The sequence below is a fragment of the Nonomuraea sp. NPDC059194 genome (assembly GCF_042754765.1).
In the GTDB taxonomy this organism is placed as follows: domain Bacteria; phylum Actinomycetota; class Actinomycetes; order Streptosporangiales; family Streptosporangiaceae; genus Nonomuraea.
In genome coordinates this window covers 49515-67771 of record NZ_JBHZBH010000043.1, presented here as the reverse complement: position 1 = coordinate 67771, position 18257 = coordinate 49515, and the positions used below count along the sequence as shown (strand labels likewise).

The window sequence follows — 18257 nt, the reverse complement described above, 5'->3', positions numbered from 1 at the left end:
GACCAGGTACGACAAGCTCGCCGTACGCTACGAGGCCACCGTCCAGATCGCCATCATCAACGACTGGCTGACCTGCTTATGAAACACGCCCTAGGACTCCTCGTGACCGAACACGGCCCCTACGGAACGGCGTGTCTCTACCCCGAATGCCGAGACCTCGACGACCCTTCGAGTACCTGGTGCTGGACCGGGTACATCGACCAGGCCCGCGTCGGCTGGGATGCGAAGCCCGGTGTGGCGGCTCATGTTCCCGCCTTCGATACCGATCAGGAAGCGATTGCCTGGGCTCTCGAGCGCACGCCTGTGGTCGTCATCCACGACGAGGACAACAAGCCGTTCTGGGCGGGCCAGGGGTCAGCGCCCGAGGATGTCCCTGACCTTTGGGCCAGGCGCACGGAACTCTGAAATACGCACCCGCGCACCTTTGAGGAGTACATAGGCGGGCGTCGGATGGCGGTTCGTACCCCCGCTCCCGACCCCCGTGTCCCTCGGTCGGCGTCAGCTCCCTCTGTGCCGCACGTGTGTGGGCTGCGGGGGAGCCACTGGGCTATGGCATCGGAAGACAGAGTTGCCACCTCGGTCGGGAAACAATCGGGCAGCTATCGGGGGCGGGGGAGGCGTGGCCGTGGGGTGCATGGGAGGGCGCTCGCTAGTGCCGCTACGACACGCGTGCCGACACCTCCGGCACGGGTTGATCCATCAGGCCGACGCAGCGGGCGCAGGTTCGCGTCCCTGTGGGAACGAAGGGCACCGACCAGCCGAGAAACGGTTGCGTGGACCAGTTCCCCGCGCAGACTGATCTCGCTGCCTGCCAGTGCGGCATGGTGAACGAGAGCTCGGCCAGCACCGGACTCTGCGATCCGGTAGCCCTCCGCGGGCTTCTCCTCATCACCCACCCTGTCAAATGCGCAGGGATTCCGAGGCGCGTGGTCAACGGGGGCGGGACGGGGGCGGGCGCCCCCGGGGAAGGCCGGCCCCGAGCCGGAGGCGAGGGACCTTGCCTGTGGGGGTCAGGCGAGGGACGTTGCCGGGTGGGGGTCAGTGGCGGGTGACGGTGTGGCGGCCGGTCGGGATGGGCAGGTCGAGCAGGGTGCGGATGCCGGGTGGCGCCGCGCACACGGCGGGCACGTTGTTGACCGCTCGCGCCGCGGCCGCCGCGAGCCCGTGGGAGACCTCGTCCACGGTCACCGTCATCTGCGGCACCCCCTCGATGTGGATCGCGAACCCCGGCTCCGGCCAGCGCCGTACCTTGGTCGAGTCGGCCTTGTAGACGCACTCGATGGTCATGAACGGCCGTCCTCGCACCAGCCCGGAGAAGACCCAGCGGGAGGCGCAGACCGTGCCCTCGCGCACCAGTCCGGCCGCGATCTCGAACTCCTCCGTCGCCAGCTCGAACTCGTCGCTCTCCTCCACCTCGTCCAGCCGTACGTCGAGCGCGTCGGCCACCAGTTGCACGCTCTCCGCGAAGAGGGCGCGCTGGAAGGCCCGGTACGGCCGGACCGCGGCGGTGTAGTCCTTGGCCGAGCGGGTGAAGCCGACCAGGTCCACCACGATCTGCCGCGACGGGTGGCCGCGGAAGTCGGACGATTCGCGCACGTAGATGTGGTCGACCCGGCCCGACAGCCCGGTCAGCGCCAGCGGCAGGAAGTCGCTCATGAAGCCGGGGTTGATCCCGGTGCCGTGGAGCGAGGTGCCGCCTTTCGCGCAGGCCTGCTCGATGCGTTCGACGACGCCGGGGCCGTACGAGCGGGGGTAGACGAACCCGGTGGTGGTGATCACGTTCTTGCCCGAGGCGAGCAGCGCGCAGATCGTCTCGATGTCGGAGGTCTGGTCGCGGCCGAAGTAGGAGGCGGGCAGCGGCATGTGGAGCACGCAGTCGGCGTCGAGCGCCATGATCCGCTCCACGTCGTCGGTGCACGTGACGCCGGTCTCGGGCAGGCGCACCAGCTCGCCCGCGTCCACGCCGACCTTGTCGGGGTCGTAGACGAGAACGCCCGCGAGCTCGAACTCTGGTCTGGTGAGCACACTGCGCAGCGCGTGGCGGCCGACGGCGCCAGTGGCCCACTGGACCACGCGGAGGGGCGGCTGTGTGGGCATGCAAAGCCTCCAGCCCGGATGGTGGGCGGGGCCGTTCCAGGGAGGGGGTGTCGTCCGTGACCGCCGCCCTTGCGGGGTCAAGAACTCTAGCAGAAATCCGCATGACTGATCACTGTCCGCAACAGGTCGATCGAGATATTGTGCCCTTACTAGAATGTTGTTCTCCTAGCGTGGAGGGTTCGCATGCTCCGGTTCGACGGCAAGGTCGCGATCATCACGGGCGCCGGGCACGGTCTCGGCCGCGCGCACGCGCTCCTCCTGGCCGAACGGGGGGCGCGCGTCGTGGTCAACGACCTCGGCGGCGCGCTCGACGGCACCGGCGCCTCGTCGGGTCCGGCGGCCGAGGTCGTCGAGCTGATCAGGAAGAACGGCGGCGAGGCCGTCGCCAACGCCGACAACGTCGCCACCCCCGAGGGCGCCAAGGCGATCGTCCAGTCCGCCGTCGACGCGTTCGGCCAGGTCGACATCGTCGTCAACAACGCGGGCATCCTGCGCGACAAGTCGTTCGGCAAGATGACGGTCGAGGAGTTCGACGCGGTGCTCGCCGTGCACGTGCGCGGCTCCTACCTGGTCAGCCAGGCCGCCTACCCCTACCTCAAGGAGCAGGGCTACGGGCGCATCGTCAACACCTCCTCGCCCGCCGGCCTGTTCGGCAACTTCGGTCAGGCCAACTACTCCACGGCCAAGATGGGGCTGGTCGGGCTGACCAAGACGCTGGCGATCGAGGGCGCGCGCAACGGCATCAAGGCCAACGCGATCGCCCCCGTCGCGTGGACGCGCATGACCGAGGCGCTGCTGCCGGCCGAGTTCGAGGCGAAGTTCACGGCCGAGCGGGTCAGCGCGCTGGTGGCCTTCCTCGCGCACGACACGTGCGAGGCCTCCGGCGAGGTGTTCAGCGTCGGCGGCGGCAAGGTGGCGCGGGTGTTCGTCGCCGAGGGCCCGGGGTGGAAGTCCGACGACCTCTCGCCTGAGGCGATCGCCGACCACTGGGACTCGATCATGGTCGAGCAGCCCTACGTGCTCTCGGCGGCCGACTCGATGAAGGCGATGCTGTAGGACGAGCGCGAAAGGGGACTGCCCTCCGTCGGAGGGCAGTCCCCTTTCGTGTCTCGTGACCACGTCTTCTGCCGATGTTCGGCGGAAGAAGGGAAATTGTGGGGGCTTGATCCCTTGCATTCGTCGTAAGTCCGCTCTTATGGTCACGGCATGACGGGTCACATCCCCCGATCTCCGGGTGATGTTCTGACGCTGATCGGCAGGAGCGTCACGTGTTGATCATGAGAGGCATCGTCAAGCAGTTCCCCGGCGTCCGGGCACTGGACGGCGTGGACCTCGACGTGCGGGCCGGCGAGGTGCACTGCCTGCTCGGCCAGAACGGCGCCGGCAAGTCCACGCTGATCAAGGTGCTCGCCGGAGTACACCGGCCCGACGCGGGCACCATCGAGCTCAACGGCACGACCATCGCGCCGAGCAGCCCTGTCGACGCCATCAGGCTCGGCGTGGCGACCATGTACCAGGAGCTCGACCTGGTCGACGGGCTCAGCGTGGCCGAGAACATCATGCTCGGCCACGAGCCCACCCGCCTCGGCTTCACCCGCCGCAAGACGCTCAGGAGCAGGGCCACCGAGATCCTCACCAGGCTCGGCCACGGCGAGATCCGGCCGTCGAAGGAGGTCGGCAGGCTCTCACCGGCCGCCAAGCAGGTGGTCTCGATGGCCCGCGCGCTCTCCCACGACGCCCGCGTGATCGTCATGGACGAGCCCTCGGCCGCGCTCGCCCACGACGAGGTCGCCAACCTGTTCCGCATCATCAGGGAGCTCACCGCCCAGGGCGTGGCCGTCGTCTACATCTCGCACCGCCTGGAGGAGATCAGGGAGATCGGCGACAGGGTCACCGTGCTCAAGGACGGCCGGACGGTCGCCGTGGGCCTGCCCGCCCGCGACACCCCGACCTCGCGGATCGTCTCGCTCATGACCGGGCGGAACGTGGAGTACGTCTTCCCGCCCCGCTCGGGCGCCGCCCCCGGCGCCGAGGTCCTGCGCGTGGAGAACCTCGCCGCGCCGGGTGTCTTCGCCGACGTCTCGTTCTCGGTGCGGGCCGGCGAGATCGTCGGGCTGGCGGGCCTGGTCGGCTCGGGCCGTTCGGAGATCCTCGAGGCCGTGTACGGCGCCCGCCGCGCCACCGGCCGGGTCGTCCTGGACGGCATGCTCGTGTCCAGGAGCACCACGCGTGCCGTACGGCAGGGCATGGGCCTTGCCCCCGAGGAACGCAAGGCGCAGGCACTGCTGCTCGACCAGACGGTGACGGCCAACATCACGCTCGGCAGCCTCGGCCGCTACGCCAGGTTCGGGTGGCTGGACAGGGCGCGCGAGGACGCCGAGGCCAGGCAACTCGTCCAGACGCTCGACATCAGGCCCCCCGACCCGCAGCGGCCGATCAAGACGCTGTCGGGCGGCAACCAGCAGAAGGCCGTGCTGGCCCGCTGGCTGCTCAACGACCGCAAGCTGCTCCTGCTCGACGAGCCCACCAGGGGCGTGGACGTGGGGGCGAGGGCCGAGCTGTACGCGGTGATCAGGAAGCTGGCCGACGACGGCATCGGGGTCCTGCTGGTCTCCAGCGAGGTGCCGGAGGTGCTGGGCCTGGCCGACCGCGTGCTGGTGGTCCGCGAGGGCCGGGTCATCCACTCGGCCGCCGCCCAGGAGCTCGACGAGCACACGGTCCTTGACATGATCATGGAAGGTAGCGCGGCGTGAAGTCCGAAGGCGTTCCCCTGACCGGCGTCGGTCTGTTCAGCAGGTTCGGCGAGGTGCGGCATCTGGGGCTGGTGGCCGCGCTGGCGCTGCTGGCGGTCGTGGGGCTGGTGACCGTACCGGAGAACTTCGCCACCGCCGCCAACCTGATCAGCATCCTCTCGCTGGCGGCCACCATCGGGGTCATCACCGTCGGCATGACGTTCGTGATCATCGGTGGCGGCATCGACCTGTCGGTCGGCGCGAATATGGCGCTGGCCTCGGTGTGGGCGACCACGCTCGCCACCCAGTCCTACGGCCCGTTCGTCATGGGCGTGTGCGCCATCCTCGTCGGGACCGGCGCGGGCCTGGTCAACGGGCTGCTGATCGCCTACGGGCGGATGGTGCCGTTCATCGCCACACTGGCCATGCTGGTGGCCGCCCGTGGCCTGGCCCAGCGGATGTCGGACCGCAAGACGCAGCTCATCCAGCAGGGCAACGAGGCGGTGGTCGCGCTGTCGACCACCAGAGTGCTCGGCGTCCCCCTGCTGGTCTACATCTTCGCGCTGGTGGTCGCGGCCGGCTGGATCGTGCTGAACCGCACCACGTTCGGCCGGCGCACCTACGCGGTCGGCGGCAACCCCGAGGCCGCACGCCTGGCCGGAATCGACGTGCGGCGGCACACGATGCTGCTGTACGCGCTGTCGGGGTTCTGCTGCGGGATCGCCGCCATCCTGATCATGGCGAGGACCACCACGGGCTCCTCCACCCACGGAGACCTCTACGAACTCGACGCGATCGCCGCGGTCATCATCGGCGGCACGCTGCTCACCGGCGGCCGGGGCACGATCATCGGCTCCATCCTCGGCCTGCTGATCTTCACGTTGATCACGAACCTGTTCATCCTCAACGGGCTCAACACCAGCGACCAGTTGATCGCCAAGGGCCTGATCATCGTCGTCGCCGTCCTTCTCCAGCGGCGGAACCTCAAGGAGAGAACACCATGACCGAGAAAGTCGCGCGCAGAGGTTTCCTCGTGGGCGGGGCCGTCCTGCTGGCCAGCGGGTGCACCAGCAACGAGCCGGTGGCCCAGCCGTCGCCGCAGAACACGGCGCCCGCTCCCGCGCCCGCCGCCGGCGGTAACGACCAGCCGGGCACGAAGGTCGTCATCGGCTTCTCCGCGCCCGCGGCCGACCACGGGTGGATCGCGGCCATCGCCAAGAACGCCGAGGCCACCGCCAAGCAGTACTCCGACGTCGAGTTCAAGCCGGTCGAGCCGACCAACGACATCAACGCGCAGATCTCGGCCGTCGAGTCGCTGATCGCGGCCAAGGTGAACGCGCTGGTCATCCTGCCCAACGACGGCCAGCAGCTGAACCAGATCGCGCTGCAGGCCACCGCCGCGGGCATCCCCGTCGTCAACCTCGACCGGGTCTTCCCCGACAAGCTCGCCTACCGTAGCTGGATCGGCGGCGACAACTACGGCATGGGCGTGGCGGCCGGCCACTACGTCGGCAAGAAGCTGAAGGAGAAGGGCGTCACCAACCCGGTGATCGTCGAGATCCAGGGCATCGCCACGCTCCCGCTGACCCAGGACCGCAGCAAGGGCTTCGCCGACGCGCTCAAGACGTACGGCTTCAGCGTCACCGCCAAGCAGGACGCGCAGTTCACCGTCGAGACGGGCAACAAGGTCGCGGCCAACCTGCTCCAGGCGCACAAGAAGATCGACGCGCTGTGGAACCACGACGACGACCAGGGCGTCGGCGTCCTGGCGGCGATCAAGGAGGCGGGGCGCACCGAGTTCTTCATGGTGGGCGGCGCCGGATCGGCCAACGCCATGCGGGAGATCCAGTCCGGCAGCTCGGTGCTGGAGGCGACCGTCACCTACAGCCCGACCATGGCCTCCTCCGCCATCAAGCTGGCGAGGTTGATAGCCCAGGGAAAGGGCATGAGCGACCTCGTGGAGAACCAGGTCCCGCAGTCGATCACGCTCGCTTCGGAGACCATCACGAAGGAGAACGTGCAGAAGTACCTACCTCTGGGGTTTGAATCCTGATGACTCGAACGACGATCGGCGTCGGCATGGTGGGCTACGCGTTCATGGGGCGCGTCCACTCCCAGGCCTGGCGCACCGTGTCGGCCTTCTTCGACCTGCCGGTGACGCCCGTCATGGCGGCGCTGTCCGGCAGGTCGCGCGAGGCCGCCACCGAGGCCGCGGCCAGGATGGGCTGGGCCGCGGTCGAGACCGACTGGAAGGACCTGGTCAACCGCGACGACGTGGGCATCGTCGACATCTGCACGCCCGGCGACTCCCACGCCGAGATCGCCATCGCCGCGCTCCAGGCGGGCAAGCACGTCATCTGCGAGAAGCCGCTCGCCAACACCGTCGAGGAGGCGCAGGCGATGGTGGCGGCGGCTGCCGCCTCACCCGGCCGGTCGATGGTCGCCTTCAACTACCGGCGCGTGCCCGCGATCGCGCTGGCGCGGCGGATGGTCGCCGCGGGAGAGCTCGGGCAGATCAGGCACGTCAGGGCGCAGTACCTGCAGGACTGGATCGTCGACCCCGGCTTCCCGCTGGTGTGGCGGCTGCAGAAGGACAAGGCGGGCTCGGGGGCGCTCGGCGACATCGGGGCGCACATCATCGACACCGCCCAGTTCGTCACCGGCCAGCAGATCGTGGGCGTCTCGGCGCTCACCGAGACCTTCGTCAAGGAACGGCCGCTGGCCGCGGCCTCCTCGGGGCTCGGCGGCAGCCGTACCGGCGAGATGGGAACGGTCACCGTCGACGACGCGGCGCTGTTCATCGGGCGGATGTCGGAGGGGGCGCTGGCCTCCTTCGAGGCGACCAGGTTCGCCACCGGGCGCAAGAACGCCCTGCGCCTGGAGGTCAACGGATCGCTCGGCAGCCTCGCCTTCGACTTCGAGGCCATGAACGAGCTGTGGGTGTCCTCGGGCGGCGAGGGCTTCAGGCGCGTCCTGGTCACCGAGCCCGACCACCCCTACGTGGGCGCGTGGTGGCCGCCGGGCCACGGCCTCGGCTACGAGCACACGTTCACGCACGAGATCAAGGACTTCCTCGAGGCGGTCGGCAACGGCACGGACCCTTCCCCTTCGTTCGCCGACGGGCTGAGGGTGCAGCGCGTGCTGGCGGCCGTCGAGCAGAGCGCGGCCGAGGGCCGCTACAAGGAGATCCCATGACGAGACCGGTCACGTTGTTCACGGGCCAGTGGGCGGACCTGCCGTTCGACGAGGTGTGCAGGCTGGCCGCCGAGTGGGGCTACGACGGCCTCGAGATCGCCTGCTGGGGCGACCACTTCGACGTCAGCCAGGCCGTCGCCGACCCTTCCTACGTCGCCGCCAAGCGGGCCCAGCTCGACAAGCACGGTCTCAACGTGTGGGCCATCTCCAACCACCTGGCGGGACAGGCGGTCTGCGACCACCCCATCGACGCCCGCCACCAGGCGATCCTGCCCGCGCGCATCTGGGGCTCCGGCGACCCCGAGTCGGTACGGCAGGCCGCGGCCGAGGAGCTGAAGAACACCGCGCGCGCCGCCGCGCTGCTCGGCGTCGACACCGTCGTCGGGTTCACCGGGTCGTCCATCTGGCACACGGTGGCGATGTTCCCCCCGGTCCCGCCGTCCATGATCGAGGACGGGTACCAGGACTTCGCCGACAGGTGGAACCCGATCCTCGACGTGTTCGACGAGGTGGGCGTGCGGTTCGCGCACGAGGTACATCCGTCGGAGATCGCCTACGACTACGTGACGACGCGGCGCACCCTGGAGGCGATCGGCGACAGGCCCGCGTTCGGGCTCAACTGGGACCCCTCCCACATGGTGTGGCAGGACATCGACCCCGTCGGGTTCATCCTCGACTTCGCCGACCGGATCTACCACGTCGACTGCAAGGACACCAAGGTGCGGGTCGGCGACGGGCGCAGGGGACGGCTGTCGTCGCACCTGCCGTGGGCCGACCTGCGGCGGGGCTGGGACTTCGTCTCGACGGGGCGCGGTGACGTGCCGTGGGAGGACTGCTTCCGCGCGCTCAACTCGATCGGGTACGGCGGGCCCATCTCGATCGAGTGGGAGGACGCGGGGATGGACCGGCTGGACGGGGCGCCGGAGGCGCTGGCCTACATCAGGAAGCTGAACGCGATCACCCCGCCGACGGCGGCGTTCGACGCCGCGTTCGCCTCGGAGTAGGCGGCGCTGCTCGGCCTGCTCGACGGGTTCCTGCGCGGCTTCTCCTCCTCGTTCACGTTGACGGACATCCGCGTGTGGGCCACCGCGTCCTGAGGAACGTCGGTCCTCGCGCGTAGCGTCTCGTTCATGAGCGTGGCACGGGACGTCGCATGGGACAAGGAACTGCACGAACAGCTCGACTGGCACTGGCGCGAGCATCTGCGCCCGCGCCTCGACGGGCTGACCGACGAGGAGTACTTCTGGGAGCCGGTCCCCGGCTGCTGGAACGTCCGCAAGCGCGGTGAAGCCGACCCCGGCCTGGCCATCGGGGAGGGCGAGTACACCATCGACTACGCCTTCCCCGAGCCCCGGCCTGCCCCCTTCACCACGATCGCGTGGCGGCTCGGGCACGTTATCGTGGGCGTCTTCGGCGCGCGAACCGCCGCCCACTTCGGCGGCGCGCCCTGTTCCTACCCCTCGCACCCCTACGCCGGGTCGGCGTCCGAGGCACTCAAGCAGCTCGACGACGTCTACGAGGCGTGGTCGGCGGGGGTGCGCGGCCTGGGAGTCGAGGGGATGGCACGCCCCTGCGGTCCCGCCGAGGGCCCCTACGCCGAGGCGCCGATGGCCGCGCTGGTCCTCCACATCAACCGCGAGGCCCTCCATCACGGCGCGGAGATCGCCCTCCTCCGCGACCTCTGGGCCCACCAGCGCTAGCCCGACGGCGGTGCCGATCCGGCGGTCCGGTGTGGTGGTCACGCTCTCCGGCGGGTTCGAGATGACGTGGGAGTGCGGGTGCTCGCCCTGGACGGGAGCTGGCCGCCCGAGAAGCTAGTCTTGTCCGGATTCACGTGATCATGGGGGAGCGGGGGCGCAATGAAAGATCGCAGAAGGGCCGGTCGCCTGTCGCGACGCGTACTTGTCCTGATGGCCCTGGCTGGCGTCGTGCTGTCCTTAGCGGTCACGCCCGCCCGTGCCGGGGCCGGTGCCACCGCCGACCCGTCGGCCTCCACCTCGGCGCGGGCCGTCGCGGCCTGGCTGGCCGACCTGCCGCACCGGGCAGGGAACCGCGTGGTGTCCGGTCATTTCGGCGGCTACAGCGGAGGCACGTTCAACCTCCAGCAGATAGCGACGCTCCATGACCAGACCGGCCAGTATCCGGGCGTGCTCGCCTGCGACTACGCGGGAGGCTGGCACGACAACGGCACGTCCGCCGACTGGCGCGACGACTACCCGACCACGGTCGACCATTCGTGCAACTCCGCCCTGGTGGACTGGTGGAAAGCGGGCGGGCTTGTGTCCATCAGCGTGCACGCTCCGAATCCGGTCGCGCCACAGGGCTTTCGTGACCGGCTGGCGGATTTCGCCCACCTGTCCGATCCGTCCACCAGCCTTGGCGCCCGCTGGCGCGACCAGTTGGATCAGATCGCCGCGGGGCTGCGCGAACTCGACGACGCGGGCGTGCCGGTGCTGTTCCGTCCCATGCACGAGATGAACGGCGCCTGGTTCTGGTGGGGCGGGCAGAGCCCCGCCGCGTTCCGGAACGTGTGGCGGGCCATGTTCGACTATCTGACGACGACCAAGGGGCTGCACAACCTGTTGTGGGTGTACGCGCCGGACTGCGGACCGCAGCAACGGACGGCGTACTATCCCGGGCCCGACGTCACCGACGTCGTCGGACTCGACTGCTACACCAACGCTCCGGCGACCCTGAACGGGTATGACGAACTGCTCACCCTCGGCAAGCCGTTCGCCTTCACCGAAATGGGTGTCGGCACCACCGGCAGCTTCGACTACCGCCTCTGGATCGACGCGATCCGTACGCGATTTCCGGCCACCGCGTACTTCCTGACCTGGGACAGTGTGTGGAGCCCCGCCGCGAACCGGCACGCGGCACAACTGATGAACGACCCGTGGACGGTCAACCGCGGCGAGATCCAGCTGACCGCCCGGACCGCTCCCGGCGGAACGCCCGTCACCGGGCCGTCGGTTCCGCTGGCCGATTTCGAGTCGGGGTCACAGGGGTGGGCTGGCTACAAGGTGAAGGACGGTCCCTGGCCGGTCACCGAGTGGGCGGCTCAGGGCGCCCGTTCTCTGAAGGCCGACATCGACCTCGGCGCTCCCGAGTCCTACCTGCTCCATCGCGGCACGCTCGACCTGAGCGGCCACCAGGCGATCACCGCGTTCGCGCATACCGCGCCCTGGGGCGACCACGCCTCCGGCACCACCGCCAAGCTCTACGTACGGACCGGTGAGAACCTCACCTGGGCCGACAGCGGTTCGGCTGTCGCCGGTCCCGACGGGGTCGCCCTGACCCTGTCCCTCGCCGGAATTCCCGATCTGAACGACGTCCGCGAGATCGGCGTGCGCTTCGCCCCGGCGCCCGGAGCCACCGGTGGCTCGGCGGTTTATCTCGACCGGGTCGCGCTCGTCCGGCCCGTCCTGCCGCTGGCCGATTTCGAGTCGGGGCCGCAGGGGTGGGCCGGCTACAAGGTGAAGGACGGTCCCTGGCCGGTCACCGAGTGGGCGGCTCAGGGCGCCCGTTCTCTGAAGGCCGACATCGACCTCGGCGCTCCCGAGTCCTACCTGCTCCATCGCGGCACGCTCGACCTGAGCGGCTACACCTCGCTGTCGGCCACGGTACGGACCGCGCCATGGGGTAACCATGCCTCAGGCACCACCGCCAAGCTCTACGTCCGGACCGGCGACGGGCTGACGTGGCGGGACAGCGGCGGCGTGGCGGTCCGCTCCGACGGGGTGCGGATCTGGTTCAACCTCGTGGGAACGCCCGACCTGCACGATGTCAGGGAGATCGGCGTGCGCTTCGCCCCGGCTGCCGGAGCAGGTGGCCAGTCGGCGGCGTACATCGACGCCATCACCCTGCAGTGATCATCCGGTCGGCCGGAAACCGTCGTCAGCCGTCGATCGCCTGGTAGGCGGGACCGGTCCACCCACGAGCGGCCTACGTGCGGATGAGCCACCCGCAATCGGTGTTGGGTTGCCGTTGGGGCGGTGTTGGTGAGGTGGACTGGTCGCCGGGTAAGTATCGCCCGCCACGACCCGGCCGCGCTGCGCGACGTCCAGACCGGAATGCTGCCCGCCTACGAGCGGCGGGCCTGCGGACCAAACGCGTGTGAACCGGCCCGCCTGTGACCCGGCAAGCTACCCCGGTGTCCGGGCGCGCAGGGCCTGGATGGACCAGTCGAGCGCCGGCGCGAGGCTTTCCGGCGCGGGCCAGCCGTTGATCACCGCGAGCAGCCGGAGATAGGTCTCCCTGCGAGGGTCGTTCGCGCCCTCCAGCCGCGCCAGCAGCCTGCGCCGAAGGTCGACATCGTCCGGGAGGCCGAGGCTCTGCGCGTACCGCCCCGTGACCGCCGCGACGACCGGATCGGCCTCGGCCGAGACCGGATCGATCCCGGCCGCCAGAGCAGGGCCGACCTGTTCACGGACCATGGCGGCGGCATCGCGACGAGGGCCTGTCACCACGTCTTGGGCGCGACCAGCGGCGTGCAGCTCTGTCCGGGCGCGATCGGCGGCGTGCAGCTCTGCCTGGGCGCGGTCGGCCGCATGATGCTCGGCCATGCGCCGCATGCCCGCGCGAAAGCCCGGGTCCTGGGACAGTTCGGCCAACTCCACCCACGCCTCGACCTGCTCGGCCTCGGGATTGTCGGGCAGTTCGGGGGTCATCGAGCGCCTGACCCCCTCAAACCCGGGGTCCAGGCCGCCGAAGGCGGTGTCGAGGAAGTCGTCGACCAGACGTCGGCGTTCGTCCTCGGACAGCTTTGCCAGCTTGTGCATGAGATCCATCTCCTCAGGGGTGGACCCGCGCCTGGCCACCGCCGTCAGCACCGCGCGCCGCAGCCGCAGCGTCCGGATCTGCACCGCCAGCGCCTCGGCGTGCGCTGCGGCGACCTCGGCGAGCGGGACCTCCCGGTCCACGACCTTCCGGATCGTGGGAAGATCCAGCCCGAGATCGCGCAGCGTCCGCACGAGATCGAGGCGGGCGACGGCGTCGATGCCGTAGAGGCGGTAGCCGGCCGGGCTACGGTCAGCCGGCGGCACGATCCCCCGATCGGAGTAGAACCGGATGGTCTTGACCGTCAGCCCGGTCCGCCGGGCCAGATCACCGATCGAGTAGAGCGTGTCGCCGTCCATGCCCCCACTCTCGCGCCTCCCCTTACTGGAGACTCAAGGCGCGGGTCGGCGACGGGCGCAGGGGGGCGGCTGTCGTCGCACCTTTCGTGGGCCGACCTGCGGCGGGGCTGGGACTTCGGCTCGACGGGGCGGGGTGACGTGTAGCGGTGGGATCATGCTGAGAGGAGATCACCATGAGTGAGCGTCTGTTCGCCGCCCTGGGATTCACGTGGGATCGTTCGGCGGTCAAGCGAGATCTCGGGGTGCACACTGTCGAGCGTGCGATCTGGCGTTACCAACGCGCGCTTCCCGAGTTCGTCTGGGACGCTGCCGCCCTCGAAGGCAACCCGTTCACGTATCCAGAAGTGCAAACCTTGATGGACGGCATCACCGTCGGTGGCCGCAAGCTCAGCGACGAGCGTCAAGTGGCCAACCTGGCGGAGGCGGCCAGAGAGCTGGTCGACGTCGTGAAAACGGGCTGCTTCCGCTTGGACAAGCCGACATCCGATCATTTTCACTACCTCATCGCCAGAGACGAGGCCCTCTCGCCTTCACCGCGGAAGCTGACCGTGACGCCCGGCGTGGGTCTGGGTGAGCACGGCAGGTATCTCCCCCCGTCTACTGAGCCCGGAGGGCAGAACCTGCGCGAGATGTTCACGCGGGGAATCGAAACGCCGGAGGCCGAGGTCGAAGATCCCTTCGAGCAGGCCATCGCCTACTTCCTGTTCGCCACGCTCCAGCAGTTCTACTTCGACGGGAACAAGCGAACCGGCCGATCCATGATGAACGGTCACCTCATGGCACACGGCATCGACGCGATCAGCGTTTCGGCCCTGCGCCGTGCGGAGTTCAACGCCACGATGGTCGGATTCTTCAGGGCCAAGGACGCGACCGAGGCGTTCGCCTTCCTCACGTCATGCCATCCCGACCTGGTGGACGGGCCGAGCTGACGCGTGCCTCGGCGGTCGAGGCAGGGTTGGTCGCGCGCCCCTTCTTGTGGTCACATCAGGCGGCGTGGGCCTCGAACCACACAGAGCCGAGATCGTGTCCGGAAGTGAGCCGGACATCGGCGTCGAGCGCGGCAGCCAGCTGCCGCAACAGGGCGACCGTGGGCGCGGTTCCCCCCTCTTCGATGCACTCGATCTCATCCACGGTCATGCCCGCCCGCTGAGCGAGATCCGCGACGGTCAGGCCCAGGGCGGTTCGTCGGTCGTACAGGGCCTTACCGAAGGCCAGCGCCTCACGGATCGCGATCCGTTCAGGATCATCGCTCAGGACGTCAGGGCGCACCCAGCTGGTGTGGTAGCCGGTCATCACACCTGCCTCTCAAAGTTTTCCGCCGCCGGTCCGTGATGCTCCCGCGTACAGATCTTCTGTGCCCGAACCGCGACACTCCCAATGGTCGCGCCGCTTGCTCTCCACGCGGCGGAATGGCAAGGACGCATTACTCAGTGTCAGCGCTTGGCTGCAGGATTACCGCGAATTTGGAGGTCCCCGAGCCTGGGGTGCGCGAGGGGCGGGCCCCTCGCCGGGGGTGTGGGGGCTTGCCCCCACACCGGACTGCCTGAGCCCCCAAGGCGCGAAGCGCCGCATGGCGAGGATCATGCAGTTGAAGGCCGGCCCCCACACCGGAATGCCGAGCCCCAAGGCGCGAAGCGCCCCATTATGGCGAGGTCAGTCGAACAGGACGATCTGGCGGAGGGCCTCTCCGCTGCGGAGTGCGCTCACCGCGTCGTTCAGGTCCGTCAGCCTGATCCTGGCGCTGATCATCGAGTCGAGGTCGAGCTGTCCGGACTTGTACAGCTCCGCGAAGTAGGGGAAGTCGTGCCTGACGTCCGCCTCGCCGTACAGGGACGAAAGCAGGTTCTTCCCCTCGAACAGCAGGCTGAACGCCGAGATCTGCACCATGTCGTCCATGGCTCCGGCCCCGACCACGATGACGTCGCCGCCCTGGCGGGTGAGCTGCCACGCGCTCTGGATGGTGGCGGCCTTGCCGACGACCTCGAAGCCGTAGTCGAACCCCTGCCCGCTGGTGAGCTCCTGGAGTGCGCCCGGCAGGTCGTCGGGGGTGACGGCGTGGGTGGCTCCGACCTTCAGCGCGAGCTCGTGCTTCGAGGTGAGCGGGTCGATGGCCAGGATGGTGCGCGCGCCGGAGATCCGGGCGCCCTGGATGACCGACAGGCCGACGCCGCCGCAGCCGATGACGGCGACGGTGGAGCCGGGCCGGACGCGGGCGGTGTTGATGGCCGCGCCGACGCCGGTGGTGATGCCGCAGCCGATGAGCGCGGCGGCCTCCCACGGCAGGGAGGGGTCGACCTTGACGGCGCCCTGCCACGGGATGACGATCTCCTCGGCCCAGGTGCCGCAGCCCGCCATGCCGTACACCATCGTGTCGCCGAGCCGGAAGGCGCCGGTGGTGAAGGACTCGACGATGTACTTCATGCACAGGTACGGCTGGCCCCCCAGGCACAGCGCGCAGTCCTGGCACGAGGGGCGCCAGTTGATGATGACGTGGTCGCCCGGCTGGACGGAGGTGACGTGGTCGCCGACCTCGACGACCTCGCCCGCGCCCTCGTGGCCGAGGACCAGCGGCACCGGCTGCGGGACGACGCCGGTCATCGCCGACAGGTCGGAGTGGCAGACGCCGGTGGCCTTGATCCTGACGCGTACCTGCGCCGGGCCGACGGGGGCCAGGGTGACGTCGTCGCGGATGTCGAGCTTGTCGTCTCCTACGGTGTGGAGCAGCGCTGCGCGCATGGGGGGTTACTCCTCCAGGGTGAGGGCGGCTTTCGGACATGACCGCACCGCGTGGCGGACGCGGTCCAACAGCTCCGGCGGCGGCTCAGGCAGCAGGATGTGCAGCTGGTCGTCGTCGTCCACCTCGAAGACCTCGGGCGCGAGCCCCATGCAAACGGCGTTGGCCTCGCAGACCAGGTCATCGACTTTGATCTTCATGACAGCCTCCTGTGGTCCCATGAGACCACTTTGGTCGGCTCCACGACGAAGGCGGTGCGCTTTTTTCCCGTATGTTCGACGTACTCACGCAGGAGCTCGTCGGGTACGCCGGGGGTCATCCGCCTGGCGATCTCCATCCCGATGTCGAGCGTCCTGTCGATCGGCTCGGCCACGCCGTACACCAGGACGCCGCGGAGCTCGGCGTAGTCGTCGCCTGATTCGATCAGGCAGCTGACCCGCGGGTCGCGGTCCAGGTTGCGCGTCTTCTGCGCCTTGCCGTAGGTCCAGAAGGCGATCCGGCCGGCGTCCATCGCGTAGAACATGGTCACCAGGTGCGGCGTGCCGTCCTGGTTGATGGTCGCGAGCTGCAGCTTGCGCGATTCCTGGAGGAAGGCGGCGACGTCGTCGTCGGACATCGCGATGCGGGCGCGCTGGTTCACGTGCCAAGTAGAACAGGTTGCAGAATCACGTTCAAGAGGAATGTTCGGTTGGAGTAGGGTGCTCCTCGTGGAGATGCCGCCCGAGCTATTGCTCGCCGCCGAGCGTGCCAAGGGGTTCATGCCCGCCGACGAGGGCAGGGCGCTGTTCGAGACCGCCCTGCGGTACGGCACGCGCGGCCCCATCTGCGAGATCGGCACCTACTGCGGCAAGTCGGCCATCTACCTCGGCGCCGCCGCCCGTCTGACCGGCTCGGTCGTGGTGACGGTCGACCACCACAGGGGTTCGGAGGAGATCCAGCCCGGCTGGGAGCACCACGATCCCACGCTGGTCGACCCGCGCTTCGGCAGAATGGACTCCCTGCCGACCTTCCGCGCGACGATCGCCGAGGCGGGCCTCGAGGACGAGGTCATCGCGATCGTGGGCCGGTCGGAGCAGGTGGCACGGCTGTGGAACACACCGCTGGCGATGCTCTTCATCGACGGCGGCCACTCGGAGGAGCCGGTGACGCGCGACTACGAGGGCTGGTCGCCGCACGTGATGGTCGGCGGCGCGCTGGCCTTCCACGACATCTACCCCGACCCGAAGGACGGCGGGCAGGCGCCGTACCGCGTCTATCTGCGCGCGCTGGAGACGGGCGCGTTCAAGGAGACGTCGGTGACCGGCTCGCTGCGGGTCCTCACCAGACTTCACTGACCGGCAGGTCAGCGGTTCCTGTGCGCCCACACCCTGCGGGTGTGGGCCTGCCAGCCGAGCAGGTCCTCGTGGGTGTGCGGGTCGTGGCCGAGCGCGATCAGCGCCCGGTCCGCCCACGAGGCCGCTTCCTCGGGCTCCGCCCCGGCGAGCAGTTGTACGGCATGCTCGGTGTGGCCAGGCACGTGACCCTCACGGACCCTGGCGGTCGCCGCGAACGCCGCGCCCTGCGTCAGATGGGAGCGGAAGCCGTCGGAGGCGGCATAGGCCGTCAGCCTGCACATCTCATCCACGTCCGCGCCGCCCACGTACGTGGCCGCGAACGCCACCCCGCTCCACAGGTCGGCCCTGCGCGTCGCGGGGAACTCGGCCAGGCGCGCCGAGACGTCTTCGGGCGAGGCGCAGTCATGGAACCACAGCATGCGCCCGAGACCCTGGTCGAACAGGGCGCGCTGGCTCCTGGTGAGCAGATGGGGGACCGCCCGCTCACCCACCAACGTGTCGGCGCGGGTGAGCGAGCGCTGGAAACCGAACCCGTCGACCGCCAGCCAGCGCAGCAACGGATGCGTGTCCCCCAGACCCCATAGCGGGCGCACGCGCAGGCCGGCGTAGGCGCGGCCGACGCCGAGGTGCGCGGCGTGCTGGTGCCGTACGGCGGGGCCGGCCAGCAGCTCACGAAGGCGCCGGCCCCTGGACACGGTGAGCAGGTCGAGGGTCGCGCACGCCATGGCGGCGCCCCCGTAGGCGAAGCCTCGCTGCTCGGGGGCGAGTTCGTCGATCTTGCCGGTCTCGTCGGAGAGGACCGCGTTGTAGCCGAGGACGTGCGATCGCTCGGCGCGCTCCATGGCGGCGCGGGCAGGCCCGGATCTCAGGCGGAAGCGCCGTCTGCCGAGGTCCGCCTCGCCGGGATCCTTCGCCAGCAGGCGCCGGAAACCCGACGAGGGGGAGATGGTCGGATCGGTCGTGATCCGGTCCAAGAACGCAAGTGTGCCCGTGTCGCCCACTCTTCCCCCGAAGACGCATCGAACGG

The 18257-nt window shown here is 69.4% G+C and carries 19 protein-coding genes; 11 read left to right on the top strand and 8 right to left on the bottom strand.

What is annotated here, in order from left to right; all coding sequences use genetic code 11:
* Window positions 1-102 precede the first annotated feature (102 nt).
* On the top strand, window positions 103-405 hold the full coding sequence (locus tag ACFXJ8_RS36515) for a hypothetical protein (RefSeq protein ID WP_379648916.1): 303 nt from the start codon (window positions 103-105) through the stop codon (window positions 403-405).
* A 633-nt stretch (window positions 406-1038) separates the two neighbouring features.
* Here ACFXJ8_RS36515 and ACFXJ8_RS36510 read toward each other — a convergent pair.
* Window positions 1039-2097, bottom strand: coding sequence for a dihydrodipicolinate reductase (locus ACFXJ8_RS36510; RefSeq protein WP_379648914.1), 1059 nt, complete (start codon window positions 2095-2097; stop codon window positions 1039-1041).
* A 183-nt stretch (window positions 2098-2280) separates the two neighbouring features.
* On the opposite strand from ACFXJ8_RS36510, the gene ACFXJ8_RS36505 reads away from it, so the two are divergent.
* The 6 genes from ACFXJ8_RS36505 (at window position 2281) to ACFXJ8_RS36480 (ending at window position 9028) form a co-directional block, all read left to right on the top strand.
* Window positions 2281-3153 (top strand): SDR family oxidoreductase, encoded by an 873-nt coding sequence (locus ACFXJ8_RS36505; RefSeq protein WP_379648912.1) that lies wholly within the window; start codon window positions 2281-2283, stop codon window positions 3151-3153.
* A gap of 221 nt (window positions 3154-3374) precedes the next feature.
* Complete coding sequence (locus tag ACFXJ8_RS36500; protein WP_379648920.1) at window positions 3375-4850, top strand: sugar ABC transporter ATP-binding protein; 1476 nt, start codon at window positions 3375-3377, stop codon at window positions 4848-4850.
* Window positions 4847-5833: an ABC transporter permease gene (locus tag ACFXJ8_RS36495; RefSeq protein WP_379648910.1), complete on the top strand. Its 987-nt coding sequence runs from the start codon at window positions 4847-4849 to the stop codon at window positions 5831-5833. Before ACFXJ8_RS36500 ends, ACFXJ8_RS36495 begins: the two co-directional genes overlap by 4 nt.
* Window positions 5830-6882, top strand: coding sequence for an ABC transporter substrate-binding protein (locus ACFXJ8_RS36490; protein ID WP_379648909.1), 1053 nt, complete (start codon window positions 5830-5832; stop codon window positions 6880-6882). The genes ACFXJ8_RS36495 and ACFXJ8_RS36490 overlap by 4 nt, the downstream gene beginning before the upstream one ends.
* On the top strand, window positions 6882-8024 hold the full coding sequence (locus ACFXJ8_RS36485; protein ID WP_379648907.1) for a Gfo/Idh/MocA family protein: 1143 nt from the start codon (window positions 6882-6884) through the stop codon (window positions 8022-8024). Before ACFXJ8_RS36490 ends, ACFXJ8_RS36485 begins: the two co-directional genes overlap by 1 nt.
* On the top strand, window positions 8021-9028 hold the full coding sequence (locus ACFXJ8_RS36480) for a sugar phosphate isomerase/epimerase family protein (protein WP_379648905.1): 1008 nt from the start codon (window positions 8021-8023) through the stop codon (window positions 9026-9028). The genes ACFXJ8_RS36485 and ACFXJ8_RS36480 overlap by 4 nt, the downstream gene beginning before the upstream one ends.
* Here the strand turns inward: ACFXJ8_RS36480 and ACFXJ8_RS36475 are convergent.
* The gene (locus tag ACFXJ8_RS36475) at window positions 8959-9156 is read right to left on the bottom strand and encodes a hypothetical protein (protein ID WP_379648903.1); all 198 of its coding nucleotides are present in this window, start codon (window positions 9154-9156) and stop codon (window positions 8959-8961) included. The genes ACFXJ8_RS36480 and ACFXJ8_RS36475 overlap by 70 nt on opposite strands.
* Between ACFXJ8_RS36475 and ACFXJ8_RS36470 the strand changes: the two genes are divergently transcribed.
* Window positions 9155-9724: a DinB family protein gene (locus ACFXJ8_RS36470; RefSeq protein WP_379648901.1), complete on the top strand. Its 570-nt coding sequence runs from the start codon at window positions 9155-9157 to the stop codon at window positions 9722-9724. The two genes, ACFXJ8_RS36475 and ACFXJ8_RS36470, sit on opposite strands and share 2 nt — an antisense overlap.
* Before the next feature lie 210 nt (window positions 9725-9934).
* A complete protein-coding gene (locus ACFXJ8_RS36465) occupies window positions 9935-11896 on the top strand; it encodes a glycosyl hydrolase (protein ID WP_379648899.1) in 1962 nt (653 codons plus the stop codon).
* Window positions 11897-12169: 273 nt separating this feature from the next.
* Here ACFXJ8_RS36465 and ACFXJ8_RS36460 read toward each other — a convergent pair whose 3' ends face one another.
* Complete coding sequence (locus tag ACFXJ8_RS36460; RefSeq protein ID WP_379648897.1) at window positions 12170-13162, bottom strand: MerR family transcriptional regulator; 993 nt, start codon at window positions 13160-13162, stop codon at window positions 12170-12172.
* A gap of 173 nt (window positions 13163-13335) precedes the next feature.
* On the opposite strand from ACFXJ8_RS36460, the gene ACFXJ8_RS36455 reads away from it, so the two are divergent.
* A complete protein-coding gene (locus ACFXJ8_RS36455) occupies window positions 13336-14091 on the top strand; it encodes a hypothetical protein (protein ID WP_379648895.1) in 756 nt (251 codons plus the stop codon).
* Window positions 14092-14146: 55 nt separating this feature from the next.
* Here ACFXJ8_RS36455 and ACFXJ8_RS36450 read toward each other — a convergent pair whose 3' ends face one another.
* From ACFXJ8_RS36450 to ACFXJ8_RS36435, 4 genes are all read right to left on the bottom strand, one after another.
* Window positions 14147-14455, bottom strand: a complete 309-nt coding sequence (locus ACFXJ8_RS36450) for a helix-turn-helix domain-containing protein (protein ID WP_379648893.1) — start codon at window positions 14453-14455, stop codon at window positions 14147-14149.
* Between the two features lie 360 nt (window positions 14456-14815).
* A complete protein-coding gene (locus ACFXJ8_RS36445; protein WP_379648891.1) occupies window positions 14816-15898 on the bottom strand; it encodes a Zn-dependent alcohol dehydrogenase in 1083 nt (360 codons plus the stop codon).
* A 6-nt stretch (window positions 15899-15904) separates the two neighbouring features.
* Window positions 15905-16096: a ferredoxin gene (locus tag ACFXJ8_RS36440; RefSeq protein ID WP_379648889.1), complete on the bottom strand. Its 192-nt coding sequence runs from the start codon at window positions 16094-16096 to the stop codon at window positions 15905-15907.
* A complete protein-coding gene (locus tag ACFXJ8_RS36435; protein WP_379648887.1) occupies window positions 16093-16536 on the bottom strand; it encodes a pyridoxamine 5'-phosphate oxidase family protein in 444 nt (147 codons plus the stop codon). Before ACFXJ8_RS36435 ends, ACFXJ8_RS36440 begins: the two co-directional genes overlap by 4 nt.
* A gap of 40 nt (window positions 16537-16576) precedes the next feature.
* Between ACFXJ8_RS36435 and ACFXJ8_RS36430 the strand changes: the two genes are divergently transcribed.
* Window positions 16577-17230, top strand: a complete 654-nt coding sequence (locus tag ACFXJ8_RS36430) for a class I SAM-dependent methyltransferase (RefSeq protein WP_379648885.1) — start codon at window positions 16577-16579, stop codon at window positions 17228-17230.
* A gap of 8 nt (window positions 17231-17238) precedes the next feature.
* Here the strand turns inward: ACFXJ8_RS36430 and ACFXJ8_RS36425 are convergent, their stop codons facing one another.
* Complete coding sequence (locus tag ACFXJ8_RS36425) at window positions 17239-18204, bottom strand: DUF1702 family protein (RefSeq protein WP_379648883.1); 966 nt, start codon at window positions 18202-18204, stop codon at window positions 17239-17241.
* Window positions 18205-18257 lie beyond the last annotated feature (53 nt).